The sequence below is a fragment of the Catellatospora coxensis genome (assembly GCF_016862635.1).
In the GTDB taxonomy this organism is placed as follows: Bacteria; Actinomycetota; Actinomycetes; order Mycobacteriales; family Micromonosporaceae; genus Catellatospora; species Catellatospora coxensis.
In genome coordinates this window covers 1-16,504 of record NZ_BONI01000082.1, presented here as the reverse complement: position 1 = coordinate 16,504, position 16,504 = coordinate 1, and the positions used below count along the sequence as shown (strand labels likewise).

At 71.3% G+C, this 16,504-nt stretch carries 31 protein-coding genes and 1 pseudogene; 1 reads left to right on the top strand and 31 read right to left on the bottom strand.

Translation table 11 applies throughout. The features are described 5' to 3' along the window. Positions 1-8: 8 nt before the first annotated feature. From Cco03nite_RS34400 to Cco03nite_RS34255, 31 genes and pseudogenes are all read right to left on the bottom strand, one after another. A complete protein-coding gene (locus tag Cco03nite_RS34400; RefSeq protein ID WP_203698048.1) occupies positions 9-1,307 on the bottom strand; it encodes a PBSX family phage terminase large subunit in 1,299 nt (432 codons plus the stop codon). Continuing rightward, complete coding sequence (locus Cco03nite_RS34395) at positions 1,304-1,789, bottom strand: helix-turn-helix domain-containing protein (protein ID WP_203698046.1); 486 nt, start codon at positions 1,787-1,789, stop codon at positions 1,304-1,306. Before Cco03nite_RS34395 ends, Cco03nite_RS34400 begins: the two co-directional genes overlap by 4 nt. A gap of 15 nt (positions 1,790-1,804) precedes the next feature. Next, positions 1,805-2,044, bottom strand: a complete 240-nt coding sequence (locus tag Cco03nite_RS34390; protein ID WP_203698045.1) for a hypothetical protein — start codon at positions 2,042-2,044, stop codon at positions 1,805-1,807. Between the two features lie 128 nt (positions 2,045-2,172). After that, entirely contained in the window at positions 2,173-2,472 is a 300-nt protein-coding gene (locus tag Cco03nite_RS34385; protein WP_203698044.1) for a hypothetical protein, read from the bottom strand. 96 nt (positions 2,473-2,568) lie between these two features. Continuing rightward, positions 2,569-3,684: a hypothetical protein gene (locus tag Cco03nite_RS34380; RefSeq protein ID WP_203698043.1), complete on the bottom strand. Its 1,116-nt coding sequence runs from the start codon at positions 3,682-3,684 to the stop codon at positions 2,569-2,571. Beyond that, positions 3,681-3,911, bottom strand: coding sequence for a hypothetical protein (locus tag Cco03nite_RS34375; protein WP_203698042.1), 231 nt, complete (start codon positions 3,909-3,911; stop codon positions 3,681-3,683). The genes Cco03nite_RS34380 and Cco03nite_RS34375 overlap by 4 nt, the downstream gene beginning before the upstream one ends. Further along, positions 3,898-4,140 carry a helix-turn-helix domain-containing protein gene (locus Cco03nite_RS34370; protein WP_203698041.1) on the bottom strand — a complete coding sequence of 81 codons (243 nt, stop codon included), beginning with the start codon at positions 4,138-4,140 and terminating at the stop codon, positions 3,898-3,900. The genes Cco03nite_RS34375 and Cco03nite_RS34370 overlap by 14 nt, the downstream gene beginning before the upstream one ends. Positions 4,141-4,142: 2 nt before the next feature. Next, the gene (locus Cco03nite_RS34365) at positions 4,143-4,568 is read right to left on the bottom strand and encodes an HNH endonuclease (RefSeq protein WP_203698040.1); all 426 of its coding nucleotides are present in this window, start codon (positions 4,566-4,568) and stop codon (positions 4,143-4,145) included. Next, the gene (locus tag Cco03nite_RS34360; protein WP_203698039.1) at positions 4,568-5,362 is read right to left on the bottom strand and encodes a recombinase family protein; all 795 of its coding nucleotides are present in this window, start codon (positions 5,360-5,362) and stop codon (positions 4,568-4,570) included. Before Cco03nite_RS34360 ends, Cco03nite_RS34365 begins: the two co-directional genes overlap by 1 nt. 123 nt (positions 5,363-5,485) lie before the next feature. Next, positions 5,486-6,391, bottom strand: coding sequence for a hypothetical protein (locus Cco03nite_RS34355; protein WP_203698037.1), 906 nt, complete (start codon positions 6,389-6,391; stop codon positions 5,486-5,488). Next, positions 6,388-6,672, bottom strand: a complete 285-nt coding sequence (locus Cco03nite_RS34350; protein ID WP_203698036.1) for a hypothetical protein — start codon at positions 6,670-6,672, stop codon at positions 6,388-6,390. Before Cco03nite_RS34350 ends, Cco03nite_RS34355 begins: the two co-directional genes overlap by 4 nt. Then, positions 6,669-7,424, bottom strand: a complete 756-nt coding sequence (locus Cco03nite_RS34345; RefSeq protein ID WP_203698035.1) for a hypothetical protein — start codon at positions 7,422-7,424, stop codon at positions 6,669-6,671. Before Cco03nite_RS34345 ends, Cco03nite_RS34350 begins: the two co-directional genes overlap by 4 nt. A 17-nt stretch (positions 7,425-7,441) precedes the next feature. Beyond that, complete coding sequence (locus tag Cco03nite_RS43010; protein WP_203698034.1) at positions 7,442-8,368, bottom strand: hypothetical protein; 927 nt, start codon at positions 8,366-8,368, stop codon at positions 7,442-7,444. Continuing rightward, entirely contained in the window at positions 8,365-8,739 is a 375-nt protein-coding gene (locus tag Cco03nite_RS34335; RefSeq protein WP_203698033.1) for a hypothetical protein, read from the bottom strand. The genes Cco03nite_RS43010 and Cco03nite_RS34335 overlap by 4 nt, the downstream gene beginning before the upstream one ends. A gap of 68 nt (positions 8,740-8,807) precedes the next feature. Then, positions 8,808-9,098 carry a hypothetical protein gene (locus Cco03nite_RS34330; RefSeq protein WP_203698032.1) on the bottom strand — a complete coding sequence of 97 codons (291 nt, stop codon included), beginning with the start codon at positions 9,096-9,098 and terminating at the stop codon, positions 8,808-8,810. After that, positions 9,095-9,298, bottom strand: coding sequence for a hypothetical protein (locus Cco03nite_RS34325; RefSeq protein ID WP_203698031.1), 204 nt, complete (start codon positions 9,296-9,298; stop codon positions 9,095-9,097). The genes Cco03nite_RS34330 and Cco03nite_RS34325 overlap by 4 nt, the downstream gene beginning before the upstream one ends. After that, complete coding sequence (locus tag Cco03nite_RS34320; protein WP_203698029.1) at positions 9,295-9,990, bottom strand: DNA cytosine methyltransferase; 696 nt, start codon at positions 9,988-9,990, stop codon at positions 9,295-9,297. Before Cco03nite_RS34320 ends, Cco03nite_RS34325 begins: the two co-directional genes overlap by 4 nt. Continuing rightward, complete coding sequence (locus tag Cco03nite_RS43005; RefSeq protein WP_275412098.1) at positions 9,987-10,118, bottom strand: hypothetical protein; 132 nt, start codon at positions 10,116-10,118, stop codon at positions 9,987-9,989. Before Cco03nite_RS43005 ends, Cco03nite_RS34320 begins: the two co-directional genes overlap by 4 nt. After that, positions 10,115-10,294 (bottom strand): hypothetical protein, encoded by a 180-nt coding sequence (locus Cco03nite_RS34315; RefSeq protein ID WP_203698027.1) that lies wholly within the window; start codon positions 10,292-10,294, stop codon positions 10,115-10,117. Before Cco03nite_RS34315 ends, Cco03nite_RS43005 begins: the two co-directional genes overlap by 4 nt. Further along, entirely contained in the window at positions 10,291-10,512 is a 222-nt protein-coding gene (locus Cco03nite_RS34310) for a hypothetical protein (protein WP_203698025.1), read from the bottom strand. Before Cco03nite_RS34310 ends, Cco03nite_RS34315 begins: the two co-directional genes overlap by 4 nt. Continuing rightward, the gene (locus tag Cco03nite_RS34305; protein ID WP_203698023.1) at positions 10,509-11,009 is read right to left on the bottom strand and encodes a hypothetical protein; all 501 of its coding nucleotides are present in this window, start codon (positions 11,007-11,009) and stop codon (positions 10,509-10,511) included. The genes Cco03nite_RS34310 and Cco03nite_RS34305 overlap by 4 nt, the downstream gene beginning before the upstream one ends. Beyond that, on the bottom strand, positions 11,006-12,127 hold the full coding sequence (locus Cco03nite_RS34300; protein WP_203698021.1) for an LAGLIDADG family homing endonuclease: 1,122 nt from the start codon (positions 12,125-12,127) through the stop codon (positions 11,006-11,008). The genes Cco03nite_RS34305 and Cco03nite_RS34300 overlap by 4 nt, the downstream gene beginning before the upstream one ends. Then, positions 12,124-13,182, bottom strand: coding sequence for a hypothetical protein (locus tag Cco03nite_RS34295; RefSeq protein WP_203698019.1), 1,059 nt, complete (start codon positions 13,180-13,182; stop codon positions 12,124-12,126). The genes Cco03nite_RS34300 and Cco03nite_RS34295 overlap by 4 nt, the downstream gene beginning before the upstream one ends. Then, complete coding sequence (locus Cco03nite_RS34290; protein WP_203698017.1) at positions 13,179-13,436, bottom strand: hypothetical protein; 258 nt, start codon at positions 13,434-13,436, stop codon at positions 13,179-13,181. Before Cco03nite_RS34290 ends, Cco03nite_RS34295 begins: the two co-directional genes overlap by 4 nt. Further along, positions 13,433-13,720 (bottom strand): hypothetical protein, encoded by a 288-nt coding sequence (locus tag Cco03nite_RS34285; protein ID WP_203698015.1) that lies wholly within the window; start codon positions 13,718-13,720, stop codon positions 13,433-13,435. The genes Cco03nite_RS34290 and Cco03nite_RS34285 overlap by 4 nt, the downstream gene beginning before the upstream one ends. Then, entirely contained in the window at positions 13,707-13,862 is a 156-nt protein-coding gene (locus Cco03nite_RS34280; RefSeq protein ID WP_203698013.1) for a hypothetical protein, read from the bottom strand. Before Cco03nite_RS34280 ends, Cco03nite_RS34285 begins: the two co-directional genes overlap by 14 nt. A gap of 206 nt (positions 13,863-14,068) precedes the next feature. Further along, positions 14,069-14,305, bottom strand: a pseudogene (locus tag Cco03nite_RS42635) (WhiB family transcriptional regulator); the annotation flags it as partial. Positions 14,306-14,334: 29 nt separating this feature from the next. Then, a complete protein-coding gene (locus Cco03nite_RS34270) occupies positions 14,335-14,604 on the bottom strand; it encodes a hypothetical protein (RefSeq protein ID WP_203698011.1) in 270 nt (89 codons plus the stop codon). Further along, positions 14,604-15,056 carry a hypothetical protein gene (locus tag Cco03nite_RS34265; RefSeq protein ID WP_203698009.1) on the bottom strand — a complete coding sequence of 151 codons (453 nt, stop codon included), beginning with the start codon at positions 15,054-15,056 and terminating at the stop codon, positions 14,604-14,606. Before Cco03nite_RS34265 ends, Cco03nite_RS34270 begins: the two co-directional genes overlap by 1 nt. Before the next feature lie 106 nt (positions 15,057-15,162). Beyond that, the gene (locus Cco03nite_RS34260; protein ID WP_203698007.1) at positions 15,163-15,429 is read right to left on the bottom strand and encodes a hypothetical protein; all 267 of its coding nucleotides are present in this window, start codon (positions 15,427-15,429) and stop codon (positions 15,163-15,165) included. Further along, on the bottom strand, positions 15,429-15,695 hold the full coding sequence (locus Cco03nite_RS34255) for a helix-turn-helix domain-containing protein (RefSeq protein WP_203698005.1): 267 nt from the start codon (positions 15,693-15,695) through the stop codon (positions 15,429-15,431). Before Cco03nite_RS34255 ends, Cco03nite_RS34260 begins: the two co-directional genes overlap by 1 nt. Before the next feature lie 239 nt (positions 15,696-15,934). Between Cco03nite_RS34255 and Cco03nite_RS34250 the strand changes: the two genes are divergently transcribed. After that, positions 15,935-16,402: a helix-turn-helix domain-containing protein gene (locus Cco03nite_RS34250; protein WP_203698004.1), complete on the top strand. Its 468-nt coding sequence runs from the start codon at positions 15,935-15,937 to the stop codon at positions 16,400-16,402. The last annotated feature ends 102 nt before the right edge of the window (positions 16,403-16,504 follow it).

Genomic DNA, 16,504 nt, shown 5'->3' with positions numbered 1-16,504 from the left:
GCACCCCCTCAGTCAGGCAGGTGGAGGCGGTGGCGAAGCGCTGACCGCCAGACGCCGCGGGTGGTGTGGACGGCGTACCGCATCGCGTCCGGACCGTGGTCGGCCACCTTCAGCGGCTTCTCCACGCCCTTCTCGGCGGCCTCGTCGTCCCAGCTGTAGCCCTGGATCTCGCGGATCAGCTCGGCGCAGGACTCGTGCACGTCGAGTAGGCCCGCGCTGAACAGGCTGGAGACGGTGCGGATGCCGTCCTCGACGGCGTTGTCGGCGACGATCGAGGGCAGGCCGTCGTTGTGCAGCTGCACGCGGAAAGCCTTCGCGCTCGGGTCGACGATGGTGCGCTCTGGCTTCACGCCGTACAGGCCGTCGGTGCCGGGCACGGGCACGGTCTTCAGCCAGTCCCGCAGGTGCTTGGAGTACTGCACGTCGGCGAGCTGCTGGCGCTTCCGGGCCGAGTCCCACCGCCAGTCCCGCACCAGGTGCAGCCGCCGGTCGGTGCCCAGGCCGCACAGCACGGCGTGGAACGGGTTGCGGGTGCCGTGGTCCACACCGAGGCTGATCCAGCGAGTGATGAGCGGCAGGTCGCTGACGACGTGCGTGTCCTCGTCGAACATGTCGAAGATCGCGCCCTCGGCAGGCACCCACAGGCCGAGGATGTACCGCTTGAAGAAGAGTCCCTGGTACTGCTGGCGGAGCGAGTCGACAAACGCGCGGGGCAGGTGCGGGTTGTCCTCCAGCACGAAGGAGAACCGGTGCAGGTCGATCAGGTCCTCGCCGGTGCCCTCGACCAGAGCACCATCGTGGTTCAGCCACACCGCAGCCCGGTTGAGCCACTTCGACTTCAGCCAGTGGACCGGGCCGGCCGGGTTGCAGGTGCCGAAGAACTGCGCGCCCTCGATGCTGAACCGGGTGCCGAGCATGTCGAACAGCTCCTCGGGCCAGTTCGCCAGCTCGTCGCCGTACGCGCCCGCGAGGGTGAGGCCCTGGACCTTCTCGACGGAGCGGGCGTCGTTCGCGCCGGCCACGTAGATGCGGCGGCCGTACAGCCAGAACTCCCCGGCCCCGGCGAGGTACTTGGCGCGGGACGCGCCGACCATGGCGATGATCGGATCGATAACGTTGCGCTTCAGGGTGCGCTCCGTCTTGCCGATCATGATGAGGTTGCCAGCGGGGCCCTTCCGAACGAACCGCATCCACTTGATGATCGAGGCGACCGTCTTCGACGACCGGACCGCGCCCTCCCACACGTTGAAGCGGGCCGTGGCCAGCTCGACGCTGCGGGACGCCTTGCCCGTCAGCGGCTGGATCACGTCTCGTCCCCGCCGCTCAGGTACTCCAGGAAGCGGTCGAAGTCGCTCTCCTCGCCCGTCTTGCTGTCGTACTTGTCGATCACGATGGACTTGTCGATCGCCGCGGCGATGGCGCCCATGAGCGCCCGCTTGTCCGACGGGGTCGGCTCGTCGATCTCCTGCTCGGCGTAGGTGTTCTCCTTGCCGCCGAAGTTGAAGGCGGTGTGCTTGGCGAACAGCTGCCGGCGCATCCGGTCGGCGTCGAGTAGCAGGTTCAGCGCCAGCTCGGCGCGCAGCTGGCGGGCGTCGGCCTTCTTCGCCTCGGTGGCCAGCTTGACCTGCTCGCCGCGGACGAAGACGAGCCCGAGCGCCTTGCAGTTGTTCGTCACGAACCGGCCGGACCACCCGGTCGCCCGCATGATCTCGTTGCGGCCCATGCCGGCGGCGTGCATCTCCTGCAGCTGCCGCTGCTCCTCGGGTGTGGCGTCGCGCGCACTGGGCATCGCCACCTCCCGTGCTCAGTCGTCGTCGCTGGCCCAGCCGCCCGGCCCGGGGCCCTCGATGCGCTCAGCGGCGCGGAGCATCCCGAGGCGCTCGATCCAGGACATGCCCTCGGAGTGGGCGATGAGCAGCGACACCGAGCCGTCAGGCTGGACAACCTTCAGCAGCACGACGGCGTCGGCTACGAGGTCGGCGTCTTCGAGGGCTTCGGCGGTGACTCCGAGGTTGGTGACGATCTGGCCGATGTCGTGGCTCACATGACGTCCTCGCGGTGTCCGGGAATGGCGAGAGCCCGCTTCCCTGGGGAGGGGAAACGGGCTCTGGGCATAGTTCGCCTGCTGCAAAACACCCTGACACAGGTGTTCGAATCATGCAAACGCGCAGGTCAGTAAGGGCTCACCCGGAAGAACGAGGCTGGCTTCGGCATGAGCGCCGTCGGGTCGCGCTGGAACGCAATGGCGCGATCGATGCGGGCCGCCACCGCTGCGTAGTCGCCCGCGTCCCACTCCGGCCACACCTTGAGCGCGGTCAGCACGTGGGCGAGGGTCTCGTCCCCGCGCACGCTGTCGGCGGTCTCGCGGCCCGCGATCACCTGCTCGACCATGACGGCGGCAGCGCCGAGGATGACGATCACCTTGGCTGCGCCGGTGAAGTGCGGCGCGTCGAACGGCTCGAACTCAGCCACGTCGCCACCGCTTCCAGTAGTAGACCGGGTTCGGCACCCGGATCACGGGGTGGAGGGCCTCGTCGAGGCCCTGGAGCACCCGCTGCCAGAACTCCTTCACGCTGGGACCACCTCTCGCATCTTGGCGGCCTTCCCCGCCTCCTGTACCACTATCGACCCCTGCTGTGCCGGGCCGACCCAGCGTGTCTCGCCGCGGCGCACCGTGATGGCGTGCCAGGCCACCTGCTCCACCTGCTCACCCTCCTCCGTCGTGACGGTGACCAGGGTGGACACGGCAACGGTGGCCGGCGCGGCGTACTCGGTGAGCGGGCCGGGCACGATCTCGCCCGACTCGGTGACGAGCACGAGCCCGATCTCGCAGCGGCCCGCCTGGTGCAGCACGCTCTGGCGGTGGACGTCGCGGAGGTCGCCGAGCCGGTAGCGCGGCCGGCCGCCCTCGTGGTCGACCTCCTCCAGCAGGCCGCGGCTGGCCCACTTCCAGATCCGCTGCACGGGCACACCCAACGCGGTGGCCGCCTGGACGGCCCACAGTGGGGTGTCGTCGGGCAGCTCGGCCCGGGCGAACTCGGCGTAGTCGCTGTCCGAGTAGAGCGAGCCGCAGCCGGGGCACTCGATCCAGTCGGCGGCGGGGTGGGCGAACAGCTTCTCGCCGCCACAGCGGATGCACGCCGCGGTGAACTTCACGAGCGCCGTCGACGTCTTGCCGGCCTTGCCGGTGAGGTTGAGCGCCCGCCGGGTGGAGGCGAGCAGGTCGCGCACGTCCTGGCCGAACTCGCGCACCTCCACGTTGTGCGTGCAGGCCCAGTCCAGCATCTCGTACAGCCACAGGGCGATCGACCCGACGCTGTTGGAGGGCTGCCAGCTGGCGGGGGCGATCTGGGACCAGCGGACGGCCCACCAGCCGAGCCCGGCGGCGATGGACTCCCCGGAGGCGTCTTCGGCACCGGTGGAGCGGACGGGCCGGGACCGGGCCGGGAGGCTGAGGTCGAAGATGCTGGCGCGGATGGGGAGCTTCCCGTCGCGGCCGGCGGTGAGGGCGACGAGGGCCCGGCCGATGACCTCGGCGTGGTCGGCGAGCTCCTCCAGCCAGGCGCGGATGTCGGCCTCGCAGCGGTCGCAGACGTGCGGGCGGTGCGGCTGCAGCTCGCGCCAGCCGCAGGCCACGCAGGTGCGCGCGGGCTGCGGCTGGCGGGCGATGTGCTGGTGGGTCACAGGGCGGCTCCCTCGGGCTCGTCATGCGGGTCGGTCTCGCGGATCACCACGTCGTTATGTGCCTGGCACAGCTGGACGAGGCGCTTCTCGCCGTTGTCGTGCAGGGCCACACGCTGGACGGCGCGCTCGTGGCAGAGGGACGAGTCGGCGGCGGTCCAGATCTTCTGGCCCCAGTCGCAGCCGATGATCCGGTGGGCGAAGCTCCTGACCTGGTCAGCCTTCGGCACGGTCGGCTCCCTTGGGCAGGAGGGCGATCTCGTAGCCGAGGGCGGCGGCCCACGCGGCGAGCTTGTCGATGCCGGGGGTGTTGACGGCGTTCTCCCATGCGTCGAGCTGGTGGGGCTGGCAGCCTGCGGCGTCGGCAACGTCGCGCTGGCTGCGACCGGAGGCCTGGCGGGCGATGACGAGGACGTTGCGGATGGTCCGGCTGGCGGGCCGGTCGGCGGGGTTCGGCACGGTCAGGCCTCCGGGGTCTCGGTGCGGGCGCGCAGGCCGGCAGCCCGCTCGACGTTGGCGCAGACGGTGGCGTAGAGCAGGCGACCCGCAACCGTCCAGCCGGACCAGTGCTGCCGGTGGTCACCGACTGCGCGGACCAGGGCGACAGGCTCGACGGAGGCGCTGTGCTCGATGCCGGGCAGGCTGCGCAGCAGCTCGCCGATGCCCTGGGCGGCGAAGTCGGGGTGCCACTGGTGGAACGGCGCGCGGTCCTTCAGCTCGTGGCAGTTCATGCAGGCGGGCACGATCTCGGTGCCGCCTCGGGCCTTCGGCACCGGGAAGTGGTCGTGCTCGTGCCGCGGTGCCACGTACAGGCCGCAGTAGTGGCACGTCGAGCACTCGCACGCCTGCTCTCGAAGGCCTGTCTCGGGGTTGCGGACGGTCGTCATCAGGAAACCTTTCCGATCATGCGGGTGGCCTTGCGGATGCGCTTCGCTGCCTTCTCGGCCGCACGCCGGTCGACGGCCCGCGCGGCATCGGCCGGCCGGGCGTCCGGGTTGACGATGCGGGCGATCGTGTACGGCTGCCAGCGGCCGCCGCGCTTCGTCGGCACCTGCTCGCCGTTGAGTTCGGCGGCGATGGCACGCAGGGACAGGCCCCGGCCGCGCATCTCGTGGATGCGGGCGACGACGGCGGCCTCCTCGGCGTCCTTGCGCAGCTGCTTGCCGGCGGCGCGCAGGCCGTACGCGGGCGCGCCTCCGGCGTAGCCGCCCAGGGCGCGCTTGGTGTTGATGCCGTTCTTCAGCCGCTTGACGATGAGCCCGCGCTCCAGCTGCGCGGCCGCGCCCATGACCTGGCGGACGAACGTGCGCATGGGGTCGTCGTCATCGTCGGGCAGGACCTCGCCCTGCTCGACGGTGAAGACCCGGCCGCCGTGTGCCCAGACGACGGAGAGGGCGGCCTCCTGAACGGTGAGTTCGCGGGCGAGGCGGTCCATGTTCGGGACGAGGAGTCCGTCGGCGCGGCCGTCGGCGATGAGGTTGAGCGCCTTGGACAGCTCGGGGCGTTCGTCGGCGTCGTCGGTGCCGGAGACGGCTCCGTCGAACAGGACGGGGCCGACGAGGGTGTGGCCGTTGACGCGGATCCAGGCGCGCAGTGCCTTGGTTTGGGCTCCGGGGCTGTATCCGTCGAGCTGGTTGGCGGTGGAGACGCGGCCTACGGCAACGAGTCTGAGCTTGGACATGGCGCTCCTCGGTGTCACTATTCCGCCCGGAATCGTGACGGTGCTGGTGGAAGGGTTGCGGGTTGAAAGTGAGCGGGTTGCCGGTGTGACGGCCCGCCACGGACACCGCGGCGGGCCGTCGGGTCAGATGGCGGCCTTCGACGGAACCCCGGGGCATCCGACGCGCTTGCCGAAGATCTCGATTACGTGCGGGTGGTGGGCAATGCCGATCTCCACCGCGAAGCACTCGTGCATGCCGTCGACGGTGGCGGGGTCGATGGGCTTCGGCTCGGGGATGCCGCCGGCGTCGCGCCAGCCGTGGATAGCGCCCGGGTCGGCGAGTCCGGCGGGGAGCCAGGTGTCGCCGCAGAGGCTGGCGTCCGTGGCACTGGCGGCGATGCGGCGCTGGTACTCGTCCGCCAGCTCCAGCGCGGTCGGCATGGGCGACAGGTCCAGCCCGGCCGCCTTCGGCACATCCACGGCCCAGGCCCACATCGTCACCGCGTTCGGGTTGCCGTCGTACTTGGCCGCCAGCTCCACGGTGGCCTGCCGCGCCGCAGCGTCGTCCGACGTGATCATGTGGACGCGGCTGCGGACCCAGTCCACGACGACGACCACGCGAACGTGGGCGCTCTGTGCGCGGGGCGTGGGACCGGGGTCTCCGGCGGGGTCAGCCGTTGCTACGCCGTGCACGTCGGCGAGACCGCACGCGGAGCAGCAGTGGCTACCCGAGCGGTTCAGTTCGTCCAGGCATGTCATGCCGTCCATCTCGCACACCGAGCAGGGTCGCCCGCCGGGCCCGCTCTGCGTGGGCTGTTCGCCGAGGCTGGCGAGGACGGCGGCTGCGCGTCGTCCGGTGGCGGCGTCGCGGGCCAGTTGGGCGAGGGCGTGGGGTACGGCGTTGGGTCGGGTGTCGATGCGGAGGGTGCGCTCGTCCCCGGGGTAGTGGACGGTCCAGCCGCGGGGGCCGAAGGTGTCGTCTCCGGCGAGGTGGACGGTGTAGCCGTTGGCGGTGAGTACGTCGGTGAGCTGCTCGGGTGTGGGGGTCATGCGCGTGCCTCCTGGGCGGTGTCGGAGTAGACGGCGGCGAACAGATCGGCCTCGACGGGGAAGAAGCCGCCCTTCGGGTCGAGCACGATCCAGTCGCCGAAGTTGGCCTTCACGCGGCCGAACGGGGTGTAGATCGTCAGGCCGGTGATCGTGCCGTCGGGGTCGAAGAACGGCTTTGAGTCGGCCCACTCCCAGACCTGGGGGCCGTTCTCGGGTGTGAGCTGGACGGCGTCAAAGAGGGCGTCGGCGTTGCGGTACCGCCCGATGGGGAGCGCGCTCATCGGGTCGCCTCGGTGGTGCGGCGCTGAACCTCGGCGGCAACGCGCTGCGCGAGGACGTCGGCGATGAGCGGGTCGCCCACCATGAGGTCGCCGGGGATCTGGATGGCAACGCTGCTGGTGGTGTCCCAGTCGTCCTCGTCGGTGGCCTGGGCCTTGGTGAGGCGGGCGGCCTGGTAGTGGTCGGTGGTGTAGCCGGCGCCGTTGCTGGACCACCAGGCCTGGTGCTGGAGGGACCAGACGAGCCAGTCGGTGGGCTCGGTGGTGACGGCGTCGATGTGCTGCTGTGCCTCGGCGGACACGGGTCCAATGGGCCGGGAGGGGTCCGGCTGTTCACCCGCGTGCATGGGGTCGCCGGGGCCGGCGGGGGCGCACGGGGTCGGCTCGGCGGTGCGGTGCCCGTACTTCTCCAGGAGGCGGCGGGCGTCGGGGTGCATGTCGACGGCGGGGAGGAGCTGGAGGGTGGTGTCGAGGTCGGCGTGGATCTCGGCGTACTCGGCCTCGGTGACCGGGTCGTCGGTGGAGGGGATCGCGCCGAGGGCGCGGAGGACGCCGAGGGCGTGGTCGATGGTGGTGTGGGCGAGGTTGAGGCCGGGGCCGGTGACGTGGAGGCCGGCGAAGAGGTGGCGGGTGATGCGCCAGATGCCGGCGGGTGTGGTCCAGGTGGCGGTCTGGTCGCTGAGGACGGTGGTCCAGCTGGTGTGGGTCGGGAGTGTGTCGGTGAGCTGCTCTCGGAAGGTGGGCTTGGTGGTCATGGCGGTGGTGGTCTCCTTCAGGCGGGTGTGGCGGGCGGGGTGGTGAGGGCGTCGACGGCGGCGCGGAGCCGGTCGAGGCCGGTGGTGGCGGGGTCGTGCGGGGTGCGGCCGGTGCGTGCGTTGGCGCGGGCGTCGTGCTTCTGGCGGGCGGCGGCGAGGCGTGCGGCGAGGGCGGCTCGGTCGTAGGGGCTTCCGCCTTCGGCGGGCATCGAGGAGGGGATGGATCGGGGTTCCTCGGCGGCCTCGCGCGCGCGGAGAGTGAGCGGCCGTACAACCCCAAGTTCGTCAGGTGGTGTGGTCGGTTTTCCTGGGAGGTCGCTCTTAGTTGGAGAGGTGGGGGGGTCTGGGAGACCCCGTAAACGCTCGTTTAGGGGGTCTGAGTGACCCTGTATTCCGGCCTTTACGGGGTCCAGGTGACCCTGTACTGATTCCTGACTACGGGGTCCGGTCGGCCCTGTAATCGGGGCGTTTACGGGGTCCACCAGACCCTGTACTGCGGTGTCCTCAGCGGCCTCGGCGGTCACGGACGGTGACGGCTTGGAGGTGTCGCGGCGGTGCGCCTGGCGGACCTTCTCCGCGCGCAGCTTCCGCGCCTCCGGCGACTCGACCTTCGCCCGCTCCAGCAGCTCCGGGGACGCGATCAGCCAGTACTCGTCCGCGAGGCCCTTGCGGCGGTTGCCGCGCTGGGCGAGGAACAGCAGGCCCAGCTTGCGGGCGATGCGGAGCGCGTCCTTGACCTGCTCGTAGCTGGACTCGGACTCGACGGACAGCAGCGCGATGCCGGGTTTGACCTCGGTACCGAGCTGGCCTGCGTAGTCGGCGGCGACGGACAGGACGTAGCGCAGCGGCTTCGGGATGCCCTCGACGCGGCGCATGAGGGGCCGCCACTGCCACGGGGGCAGCAGGTAGGCGCGGTTCTCCTCGCGCAGCTCTGGCGTGGTCACTGGTCGCTCGCCGCCTTCAGCGCCTCGGTGCGCTTCTCCCACCAGCCCGCAGGCATGTGGTCGTGGCGGCTGGAGCCGCGCAGCACCTGCCCGTTGGGCATGGCGTACTCGTGGCCGCACCCGGGCACGGTCGAGCCGCCCTCGCCGCGCCGGCCGGAGCAGGTGGCCTCGTACCAGGTGATGCGCCCGTGCCGGCGGCCGTACTGGCCGGTCAGCTCCGCGCCGCACTTGGCGCAGGTGCCGACGGGCAGGCCTTCGGCGATGGCGATGTCCCAGGCGCGGAAGTGCAGGTGTGCGACGCCGTCGCCGGTGACGAGGAGGTCGCGGTAGATGCCCTGGGCGGTGGGGTCGAAGCGCGGCTGCTCAGGCATGACGCCTCCTTTCGGTGGTCGGGGTGCCCCGGTGCCGAGGGGAAGGCGGCACCGGGGCGGGATGGCGGTCAGCGGCGGTCGGTGGCCGGGCGGCCCTTCGGCTTGGTCTTCCACATGGCGGCGTGCGCGTTGCAGAGCAGCACCGACTGGATGCCGGGCGAGGTCCACTTGCGGGTGGCACCGTTCGGGGCGGGGCCCTTGCCCTTGGCCTCGTGGATGACCCAGATGCACTCCTCGCACGGCGTGTGGCCCTTGAGGCCGTGCGCGGCGATGTTGCCGGGGGTGTTGCGGCGCAGGCGGAAGTGCTCCGAGCCGACCAGCGGGGCGGCGGGCGGAGCCTCGAACAGGGGCGTGGTCACAGGTCCTCCAGACCGTGCGGATAGATGAACGCGACGATCGATCCAGCACCGTTGAGCTGGGCGACGACGCCGCCCGCAAGCTCGACGGTGGCGACGACCGCGCCGGGAACGTCTGTGCCGACGCACACGGCGTCGGGGGTGCCGTGGTGCTGCACCTGCGTGTTGGAGGCGGGCGCCGGGGTCCAGCTGCGGGCGGTCATTGCGCCACCGCCGCAGCCATGAGGTGGGCCATCAGCTGACCGCCGATGTACCGGGTGAATGCCGGCGGGATGGCCTCGGTCAGCTCCTCGCGGACGTCGGTCCAGTCGATGCCCATCGCCTGCTGCATCTCGGCGACGCTGGCCTTGCCGCCGCCAGCGCCGTAGGCGGCGACGTAGGGGCCGTCGTGGTAGACGCCGTGACGCCAGCCCCGAACACGGCCGCGGTGTGCCCGGTGGGCGGGCCGCGGCATCGTCCAGCCGCCCAGCTCGAAGTTGCGGTGCCGGATCACGCCGAGGCCGAACAGCTCCCCGCACAGGGTGATGTCTTTGCGGACCGGGGCCTTGCCGTTGGGCTGCTCGATGACGTACGGCAGGCCGAGGCGGTCGAGCGCCTTGCGTGTCGGGCCGACGAGGTCGACGTGTTCTCCACCCCACCCCCGGCTGCGGTTGGTGCCGACGGTCAGCGCGCACTTGTCCTGGCACGGCGGGCTGGCATGGACGGCATCGAAGCTCGCAGCGAACCGGGAGCGGTCGAAGATGCCGAGGTATTCCAAGGCGTCGGCCTGGACGAACCGGTACGGGTATCGAGGCCGCGGTTCGATGTCGACCCCTATGACCTCGAACCCGGCTTCGGCGTAGCCGCGGGCCGCGCCGCCGGCGCAGCAGTACAGGTCCAGCAGTCGCGGCTTCACGGCTTCACCTGCAGCGCGGCAATGTGCCCGGCGAGGGTGAGCGTGTAGCGCGCGTCGAGGTCGATCCGGCGGCGCGGCCGGGGCAGCGTCGTGCACGCGGGCCGCGGGCGGCGGGGCTGCGGGGTCATCGCTCCTCCGTCGGGGCGTAGGTGCTGGCGTCGAAGTGGTAGCGGTCGCCGCAGCGGTAGACCGCGCGGACGTGGCAGCCCTTGCGGAGGCAGGCGCGTTCGGCCTGGGCGCGGGTGCGGTATCCGGTCAGGCCGCAGCGGTCGCAGTTGCCGCCGCGGTGGCGTCGGCGCGTCACGGCTTCCTCCCGTACGTGGGCGGGAGCAGCGAGGCGACCGCGGCGACGGCGTTGAGGATGCGGTCGAGCAGGCTGGCCGGGTCCTTGTAGAAGCGGCACTGGCAGCCCTGCCGGAGGCAGCGGCCGTACTCCTTGCGGCCGCGGCGGGTGTTGACGGCGTGGATGGTGCCGACGTGCCCGCACAGGGCACGTCGGCACGGCGCCGTCTGACGCCTCACGCGGACACCTCGCCGGTGACCGCGGCCTCCATGCGCTCGACCAGCGCGGCCGCATCGGCGCGCATCTGGCCCTTCGCATCTGCGTCCGGGCGGATCGTCAGCGCCTTCGCCGCGCCGCCGGGCAGCACCGCGTAGCCGGGCACGATCTCGCCCGTCGCCGGGTCGATGACCATGTCCTCCTCGACCACCACCCGCTTGCCGAGCGCGGCGAGGAACGCCGGCCGGATCGTCGGGACCAGCTCGACCTCGGTCGGGTGCTGCTGCTGGACCCAAGCCAGCAGTTCGGCCGGCCGGGCCACCGCAAGCGAGGCCTTGGTGACGGGCAGGGTCACCAGGCCCAGCCCGGCGAAGCGCCAGCTGGGCGCGGAGCCCTGCTCGGTCAGCTCGGTGGTGGCGTCGGCGGTCAGCGCCTCCCGGGCCTGTGCGGCCTTCGCCTTCGCCTCATCGGCGATGCTCTCCCACAGCAGGACGGCGCGCAGGTTGTCAGCCCGGGTCATCGGATCGCCCCTTCGGCGGTACGGACGTTGACCCGCGGGCAGCCGTGCGTCGGCACGCAGCCCGCGGTGAGGAACAGGTCGTCACCGGCGTCCACGGCGATGCCGACCGCCTCGGCGGCGGGCACCGGGCGCACCTCGAGCACCTGCCGGTAGGGCGCGAACCGCGTCAGCGGCTGCAAGGCGTCGCGCTTCCGGGCCAGACGGAACGGCGGGATGTCGTTGGGCAGCGAGATCCGCATCCGGTAGGACACGTGGCCGTTGCGGCGCTCCCCGCGGTACGTGAACCAGGGGTGCCGCTCGGTGGTGCGGGCGACGCCACCGAGGCTCTGCACCAGCCAGGCCACCTGCTCGGCGAGCTGCTTACTGGCGCTGGAGAATTCGACGCTGGTCCGCGCCGCGCTCCCGTCGGTGTCGAACAGGCCCTGCATCAGCGCGAGACGCTGCTCGATCGAACCGAAGAGGTAGCGCTCGGGGATCGCCTTGTCGTAGCTCCGGCAGCCCCAGACGCCCAGCTCACGCAGGATGTCCAGCAGCGGGTTCACCCACCCCCGGCGGCCGGGCACCGTGTTGGCGCCCGCGCTCAGCCGGTAGTCGATGTCGGAGACCTGGACCAGGTGCACGCCCTGGGGCAGCGCTGCGGCAACCGCGTTGACGATCTCCTGCTCAGGGTTGGTCAGCATGACGCTGCCCTGGCTCAGACCACCGTCACCAAGCAGCACGCCGAGGGCGTACGGGTCGAGCGGCAGGCTGGCGTCCGGCATCCACAGCGGCCCGGCCAGCGTCGGCAGGTAGTGGTTGACGCGGCCGGAGGGGAGGCGCACTGAGGCCGCGAGAGCCCCGGTCGTACGGACCGACGCGGCCCGGCCGCGGTTGCGGTCCTTGGACGGCGTGGTGGACCAGAGGTGGTCCTTGCCGACGACGACCGTGGTGCCGTCGGAGATGACGACCTCGAACATCTCGCGGATGCCGTGGTGGTAAACGCCGGTGACGGTGCACGGCAGGCCGTTGACACGCACGGCGGCGTCGCCCTCGCGGAGGTCGTTGGCCTGCCGCCAGCCGAACGGGGTCAGGACGGGCTGGTCGTAGCGGAGCGCGCCGTAGGCGGACTGGATGCTCATGCGGCTGCACCTGCCAGCTCGCGGTCCGGGCCGTCGATGAACGCCTGGACGGTGGCAGCCAAGAGCCGGAACTCGGCCACGGACAGCTCGTTCCAGCTGGGAACCGTCCGGTGCACAACCTCGGAGGTGTAGGTCAGCCGGTCGTCACGGCTGTCGCTGTAGCCGGCCTTCGACCAGAGGCTGTAGAGGTGCCGCCGGTTCGCCTCCGAACACGGGGCCATCAGCGGCTTGCGGGCGTTGACCGCCCGCCGCAGCACGGCAGCCTCGTCCTCGGTGAGGTCCTTCTCCTTCACCGCGGGCTCGATGGTCAGCCACATGGCCCGGAGGGTCTCGTCGGTCATCGCCGAATTGATGGCGTCCAGCCGCGGCTCGAAGGTGGGCGAAGCTCCGGCAGGCTCCGTAGCCTTCGGTTCGGCCTTCGCCTCCGCGCGGGCGCCCTGGGGTGGCTGGCCCGAGACCGGCTTGGCGGCCTTCGCCGCGTTTCCGCCGGTACGCTGGCGGGTGGCCGTAGCCGGCCGCTCCTGCTGCTCGCCTGCCTGCTGCGCCGGGGCCTCCTCGTCGCCTGTGGACTGGGCGTCACGCTCGAACTTCGCGCCCCACAGGTCCAGGCCCACGCCGAAGCGCATCGCCGCGTTGCGGAGCGCGTCGCCGATCGCCTCCTTGATGGCGCTCGGGCCCTTCTTGCCCTCGGCGTCGCCGTAGCCCATCCGGGTCACCCCAGCAACGGTGAGGCGGATCCAGAGTCCGCCCTCGCGGTCGAGCAGCGGCAGGCCTTCCGGGGTCATCGCCACCGGCTCCCACGTCCAGGTCGCGTCGACCTGGAGGAGGCGGTCGGTGATCTCGGCGTGGCCGACGTAGTCGAGGTGAAGGTGCGCGTCGGTGATGTTGTTCTTGCAGACGTCGCACTTGATCTTTCGGTGCTGCTGGCAAACCTTGCCGGGGCCCGAGTCGCGGCAGGCCTTGCACCAGACGCGCGGCAGCTTGCCGACCTCGGTCGGGTTGAACGGCTCGCGGAGCTTCGCCGCGATGTCGGCCGTCATGGTGGGGGCGTTCACGAGTAGTCCTCTCCGGTGCTGTCGTTGTCGCGGTGGTTCTCGTGGTCGATCAGGTCCCACAGCTCCAGGTCCCGGTGGTCGGGCTGGAGGTCGCGGGCGGCCGCAGGCCGGGGCCGCACGGGGCGGACCCCGATCTGCTCCAGGACCTCGGCGGACTGCTCGTCGGTGCGCGGCCCGGCCATCCATGCGATCCACGCGATGAGGCCGACGCCGGCCAGCACGATGGCCAGGGCGATCAGCAGGTCTCGGGTCACAGCAGCCCCGCCGGGCCGTGGACGAGCGGGTCGGCGGTGACCGGCACGGGCCAGGTGGTGGCCTCCAGCCGGCGGCGGATGCGCGCGGCCCGGCGGCGGGCGGCCAGCAACGCCGACCCAGCCCGGCGACGAAGCGCCCGCAAGCGGCCGGTGTGGTGCCGTCCCGTCGCGACGTCCTCCGTCGCCAGCCGCGGGCGGTAGATCACGGCGATCAGCACGCCCGCGGGGACGCCGAAGTACGCGGCGAACACGGCGGCGGTCATGATCAGTTCAGTGGTGGACATCGGTGCGCTCCCCCGTGGTCGGGTTGACGTCGGCGATCCGGCCGCGCCGGATCGCGCGGGTGGTGAGGCTGCCCAGCCAGGCCAGGCCAGAGAGGGTGAGCGCGGCGAGCAGCGCGCAGGTGGCGGGGTCGACGTACGTCATGCCGCCACCGCCACGCGAGCACGGGCGCGGGCGTCGCTGTCCCGGCGCAGCCGGCAGGTGTGGCACTCGCGGATGACCCGGCCGCGGTAGAACCGCTCACGGACGTTGTCCGGGGTCAGCGCGTGACCCTTCGCGCAGTGGGTGCGCCGCACTCCGTGCGCGCGGCCGTCGTCGTGCTTCGCCGACTGGAAGTCGGGTCGCGACATGCGCTCCAGCTCGTTCAGCCCGCCCCACACGCCGGTGTCCTGGCCGGTTTCCTGCGCCCACTTCAGGCACTCGGACCGGACCGGGCAGGCGGCCACGCAGAAGGCTGCCGCCTCCTGCTCCTGGGCGAGCGCGTCGCCGGTGCGGAAGCCGCCCTCACCAAGGGGGAAGAACAGCTCCGGGTCCTGGTCACGGCACGCTGAGCGCTTCCGCCAGTCCTCGCCACGCGGGGACTCCAGGCCGTACGAGCGGCCAGCTCCGAAGACGCTCACCGGACACCTGCCCTACGGAGAGCGGCGCGGAGGGAGTAGGGGTGGGCGTAGCCGAGGCGGCGGGTGATCTGCTGCTCGGACTCGCCAGACGCGTGCAGGTGCCGGTAGTCCTCGACGACGTCGGCCAGGCGGCGGTAGACCCGCGGCCACTGGTCGCGGGTGCCGTCGCGGCGGACGGTCGTGGTGCAGGACCCGCAGAGCTTGCGGGCGGCGACGCGGCGGACCTTCCCGCAGCGGGCGCAGGCTTCGATTCGGCGGATGCGCATCACGCACGCACCGGCTCGATAGCGAGGTACCGGGTGGTCCGGACGAGCTTGGCTGGGATCTTCGACTCCAGGCCGAGAAGCAGGTCTCGGGCCTGCGGGTAGGTCCAGTGCTCGTCGGCGCTGGTCAGCTCGACGCGCACCGAGGCGTCGGCCCGGTCGCGCAGGAGCAGCTGGTAGCCGGCCGCGGTAACCGCACCGGCGGCGAACGCGAGCAGGATGAGCCGGGCGGCCTCGGTGGCGATGACCACCTCGGGGCGGCGGCCGGCGGCGCGGATGGCCCAGCCGATCCACTCGCTGTCGTCGTGGCCGTTGGAGCGCTCGGCGGTGGCGAGGACGGCGCCGGTGCTGATGCGCCGGGCCTCCATGTAGCCCTTGCGGGCGATTACCCGCACGTCTGCCAGCGGGTTTCGGGGTGTCGTCGGGGGAGCGGTACGCTCCGCGGTGACGGTCATGAGGGTCCCTTCCTCGTGGTCGAGCCCGGGTGTTCGAGCACTCGGGCTTTTTCGTGGGGTTGCAGCCGACGGGCCGGGCAGCGGAGTGCGCCGACCCGCCGGGCGTCTATGCGGCCGCCAGCCGCCGCGCGGCGCGGGCCGCGCGGGACTTCATGGCGATGCGGGTCATGTGGGCCCGGACTGCGGCGTCGACGCGCTTGGCGAGGTCGGCCGGGGCGAGCACGCCGTCGGGGTCGATCTCGCGGGCGAAGCGGGCACGCATGCCGCGCTGGCCGGCCTTCGCCGTCTTGGTCCGGTCCTGCTCGTGCGCCCACCGCGTGGAGGCGGCGACGCTGGCGGCCATGGACCGCACGGTCGGGTCGGCGGCGGCCATCAGGCGTCGACCTTCTTCCGATCGAAGACGGCCTCGAACGGCACGCCGAGCTTGGCCAGCACCTGTGCAATCAGCTTCGGGCCGGGGTTGCCGCCGTGTTCGAGGCGTCGAAGCGTCGTGTGGACGACGCCGATCTGCTCGGCGCGTCCGAGTCGGCTGCTGCGCCAACCGCGGGCGTCGCAGTACTCGGCGAACTTGTCCTGCCGGAGCACTACGACCGTTCCCTGATCGGGAGTTGTCGTTGTTTGTTCGCTCACGAACAACACGCTAGGCGATTGTTCGCGCGAAAACAAGGATGCAACTTGCACATGGCGGGAGAGTGGCCAAACGGCCGAGTTGGGCGTCCAGTTGCAGGGTGCGCCATCAGCCGTCATGCTGTGCGTACGCGAACAGCGACTGGGGAGAGTGCTGAGTGGAAGCGGGCGTGTTAGACCGGTCGTGTGCTGTTGATGTTCGTGAGCGAACAAACGCGCTGGTCAATGGCTTGTCGCCTACGATTGTTCGCGTGGACACAAACGACGACTGGCCGCGCGAAGAGTGGTTCGCGTGGTTCGATCGACTCGTCGAGGACAGCGAGTATCCGAACGAGTACCAGCTGGCGCGTGCCGCCAAGGTGAGTCACTCGGCGATCAGCAACTGGCGTGGCGGCCGGCAGCGACCGAGCACGGTCAGCCTGCGAAAGCTGGCGGGCAAGCTGAACGTCGGAGAGCACGAGATGCTGTCGCGAGCTGGAGACCCGAACGCCAACATCAGCGTGGCTCTGCCAGCGCCCGCCATCGGGTCTTATGCGCACGGTACCCAGGTCGAGCTGTCCGCGGAGGAGCGCGCTGCTGTCGCAATGATCGAGGCTTCGGGGCTCAGTGCGCCGTTGAAGAAGCGGTTGATCGAGGACCACCTGGAGGAGTCACGGCGGGCTCGCGAGGAGCGTGAGCGCCAACTCCGGTCGAAGATCGATTTGCTAGAAACGACCTAGGTCCACATAGGATCAAGGCTCAGGGTTACACCCTCTGATTCCGCCTCATGCGGTTCGCGGCCACCTGCGTTTTTCCTGCATCGCAAGCCGTTTGAGCAGGCA